3 protein-coding genes are annotated in these 3,762 nt (G+C 45.6%); 1 reads left to right on the forward strand and 2 read right to left on the reverse strand.

Annotation, left to right across the window (positions count from 1 at the left end):
* Positions 1-513: Clp protease N-terminal domain-containing protein (locus J6I68_RS04875; RefSeq protein WP_292218000.1), on the reverse strand; the 513-nt coding region annotated here is incomplete at its 3' end.
* Between the two features lie 188 nt (positions 514-701).
* On the opposite strand from J6I68_RS04875, the gene J6I68_RS04880 reads away from it, so the two are divergent.
* Positions 702-2,603 (forward strand): GGDEF domain-containing protein, encoded by a 1,902-nt coding sequence (locus tag J6I68_RS04880; RefSeq protein WP_292218002.1) that lies wholly within the window; start codon positions 702-704, stop codon positions 2,601-2,603.
* 24 nt (positions 2,604-2,627) lie between these two features.
* On the opposite strand, the gene J6I68_RS04885 is transcribed toward J6I68_RS04880, so the two are convergent.
* Positions 2,628-3,762: glycoside hydrolase family 28 protein (locus J6I68_RS04885; RefSeq protein WP_292218004.1), on the reverse strand; the 1,135-nt coding region annotated here is incomplete at its 5' end.

Genomic DNA, 3,762 nt, shown 5'->3' on the forward strand with positions numbered 1-3,762 from the left:
GGCCTTTTCAACCAGCTCAGTTCCGTACTTGTTGAGGGTATCGTAGGTGGCCTCAGGGTTATCTGTTGTCACATTCCTGTTGCCACGGACCTCAGACAGAACCTGAAGAAATCTGTTCCTGTCGATACCAAACTCCTGAAGGATGTTCTTAACCTCTCTGTTAGGCTTTTTGATAACTGCCATAAACAGGTGCTCAACAGAGACGTAGGAATCCCCAAGGGCCTTGGCCTCATCCTCAGCAGACAACAGCGCTTTATTGAGGTCTGCTCCGATATAGGGTTGTCCTCCTGAAACCTTGGTGCGCTTACTGATGCCCTCTTCGATCCTGCCAACAAAAGACCTGGTATCAACGCCCATTCGCTCTACAAGCTTGGCAATAAGGCTGTCATCTATTGTCATGAGAGCGTACAAAAGGTGCTCCTGCTCGATCTCCTGATTGCCATATTCCACTGCGATCTTCTCGCAGCTCTGAACGGCTTCGATAGATTTTTGTGTAAACTTCTGTATATTCATAACTCCTCCTCTCCCGCAGGAAGGTAAGTTCCAGCCGCCTGCGACAAGGGTATTTTGCTGTTCTAGTTTATGTATAACACAAATTAGCACTCTCGTCAATAGAGTGCTAATAATTTAAATTCCGTTTACCATATTTTAATTTGCAGTTAAATACTGTCACTTTTATAATATTACCATGAGGTGACAGTATGACCAGCCAGAAAAAACTTATCGCCTTTATGGGCGGAATGATAGACGAAGAAAAAAACAGTAATTTCATCCGCGAAATGGAAAGAGAATGCCGTGAAAACGGCTATATTATGCTCGCTTTTGGTTTTTCTGAGATGACCCTGTGGAATCAGGATAAAAACAATTGCGAGATGAAACTCATCGAAATAGTATCACACCTTGACCTTACAGCTATCATCATGCAGCTGGAATTTATCAAAAGTGAGTACCTGATCGAGGCCATCAAAGCACTTGGCAAGAAAAAGAATATTCCCATCATCGCCATGGAAAAAGAGACCAAAGGATGCATAAATATTTCCATGAGATACAATAAGGGCTTCTCAGACATTGTAAGGCATGTGATAGATGTACATGGATGCCGCAAGGTCAACATGATCGCAGGTTTTAGAGGCGACTTCTTTTCAGAATCCCGTATAAAAGCCTACAAGCAGGTCCTTGAGGAAAAGGGGATCCCATTTGATGAAAACAGACTTGGCTATGGCGAATTCTGGGACAGGCCCGCAAGGGACGTTACAAGGCGTTTCCTTGAATCAGGAGATATCCCTGAGGCCATCATCTGCGCCAATGACAACATGGCTATTGCAGTGTGTGATGAGCTTATAAAACACGGCTACAAAGTTCCTGAAGATATAATTGTGACCGGTTTTGACGGGATAAAAAAATGTCTTTTCAAAGAGCCTTCCATTACCACCGTTGAGCCAGATTACCATGACGAGGCAAAACAGCTCATCCAGCTCATCAAAAACAACGAAGGCAGATCAGACTGCGATATCCGTACTGAGATAGGCTTTGTCTTAAAGCTCCGTGATTCCTGTGGATGTCGCATCTCCACTGACACGCTTTCTGCCGAGGATGTGACAAACCTTTTTGACAGTTACGAGGACGTCAACTGGGCAGTTACCAACATCAACGCACTCTTTTCCCAGACTGCTCACCTTGAGTCCATGAAAGAACTCTCTGAAGTTATTAAAAAGAGTCTATGGCTCTGGGAGCGAGATTTCCAATTCGTCTGCGTATACTCTGAGCTTCTTCGTCCAGAAATTCCGGAAATCGGAAAAGAGGAATACACAACATTTTTCAGTTTCAGAGATGAAGTAGGTTCAGAAATAGGAAAATCCTTTGACGCCAAAGAATTTCTTCCTGACTTTGACAAGATCATAGAAAACAATAGGATCAGCCTGATGATCGTCAAGCTCCTTCACTCAGGTAACCACATATTTGGTTACATTGTAGAGGGGTCAGAACACACCACCAACAGGGATATAAGACGATTTGAAGAACTGGGAATGACTCTTTCATCTGCCATTAACAACGTAGTGGCAAACAGGACCCTTGCAAGAATGCACAGGGAAATGGAGAAGCTGTCCATACTTGATTACCTTACAGGAATCCTTAACAGAAGAGGCTTTGTCAATGAGCTTAACCGTCTTATTGATATGCCTTTTAACAGAGACAGATATCTCACCGTCTTTTCCATAGACATGGACGGGCTTAAACATATCAATGACTTCTATGGCCACGCCCAGGGCGACTTTGCACTGTGCTGTGTCGCAGGAGCGCTCCAGCATATTGTCAACAGAAACGGCATCTGCGCCAGATACGGCGGAGATGAATATGCCTGTGCCCTGATAACTGATCAGCCTGTGGACTTATCTCCAGACATATTCCGCAGCCGCATGGACAATGTCCTTCTTACAAGAAATGATGTCCGGGAAAAAGAGTATGAGATAACCGCCAGCGTCGGAAGCGCCTATGCACCCATCGACTACAAGCTCAATCTCGAAAAGCTCATTACTGAAGCTGACCAAAAAATGTACCAGGACAAAAAACTAAAGCACAAAGGAAAAGTCAGGGAATCCTGACATGACACGGGGACGGTTCTTTTGTCATGAAAACATCTCTTTCATTTCTTCATCGATCAAAAACCTTGCATCGATCGTTACATTTTTTGTACATCTGGAGTGAACAGTGCCCGTCTTTTCAGGATACCTTCCTCTTTCGGAAGGACGTTCATCCACCACGATTTCACTTTTCCCGCTCTGGTTCCTGAATATAAAAACAGACTCAGTAACAGATATTCTCTCAATGGGAGAATACTCTTCACCCAGCATTATGACAGGACCTTCGCAGGTGATGTAGATCTGCTCCATGGTTATGTCGTGGACTTTTCCCGGGGTCTTGTCAGTTCCCTCTCTTTTGGTGGCGGTGATAGCAATGGGCTCTCCTTCTCCCCACCAGTTCCAGACTCCTGTAGTTCTGACTCTGGAATCAAGGAAATTCCTGGTGTTGCCTTGGATGTTTGAAAACCTGATGTTGTAGATCTCCCCTCCGTCTCTTGACCAGATCCCCACGCCTCTTATGCAGTCCCGAAGGATGCAGCCTGTTACCACTACATCGTGGATATCGCCGTAGGTCTCAGTTCCGATCTTGATGCCGGAACAGTTTGATGACAGGATGCAGTCACTTACAATGATGTCCCTGCAATCTCCATATCTTTTGTACATCGGAGTTGTGGACTTGATCACCACGCTGTCGTCGCCGCTGACAATCCTGCAGCCTCTTATGATCACATCCTGGCAGCAATCAGGATCAATACCGTCGGTATTGGGTCCCCGCTTGTTATTCTCAATGGCGATGTTGTCGATGCGAACCTTCCTGCAGCCTGCCATGTGCAGAGTCCAAAAAGCTGAGTCATAAAAAGTCACATCAGATACTGTCAGGTTCTCAACATCTTCCAGATAGCTCATCCTGGGTCTAAAGCCTGTGACCGCCAGAGGGCTTCCTTCATCAGCATGTTCAGGGTCGTCGTCAAAAAAGACTTTCCTGCCCTGACCATCGATCACTCCCGTTCCGGTTATGGCAATGTTTTTCTCATGAAGGGCAAAGAGAAAGCATCCCCCTTCCCAGCCGTCCACTTCATTGTCATCGCCACATTCCCTGAAATAATCGATAATATCCTTTTCATCAAGGCTGGAAATAAGGCGGGCGCCGTGCTCAAGGTGCAGCTCCACATCTGACTTA

Source organism: Butyrivibrio sp. (assembly GCF_017940685.1).
In the GTDB taxonomy this organism is placed as follows: Bacteria; Bacillota; Clostridia; order Lachnospirales; family Lachnospiraceae; genus Butyrivibrio.

Excerpts from the sequence above, each read along its gene's own strand:
- J6I68_RS04880 (WP_292218002.1), top strand. The coding sequence starts at position 702 with ATGACCAGCCAGAAAAAACTTATCGCCTTTATGGGCGGAATGATAGAC.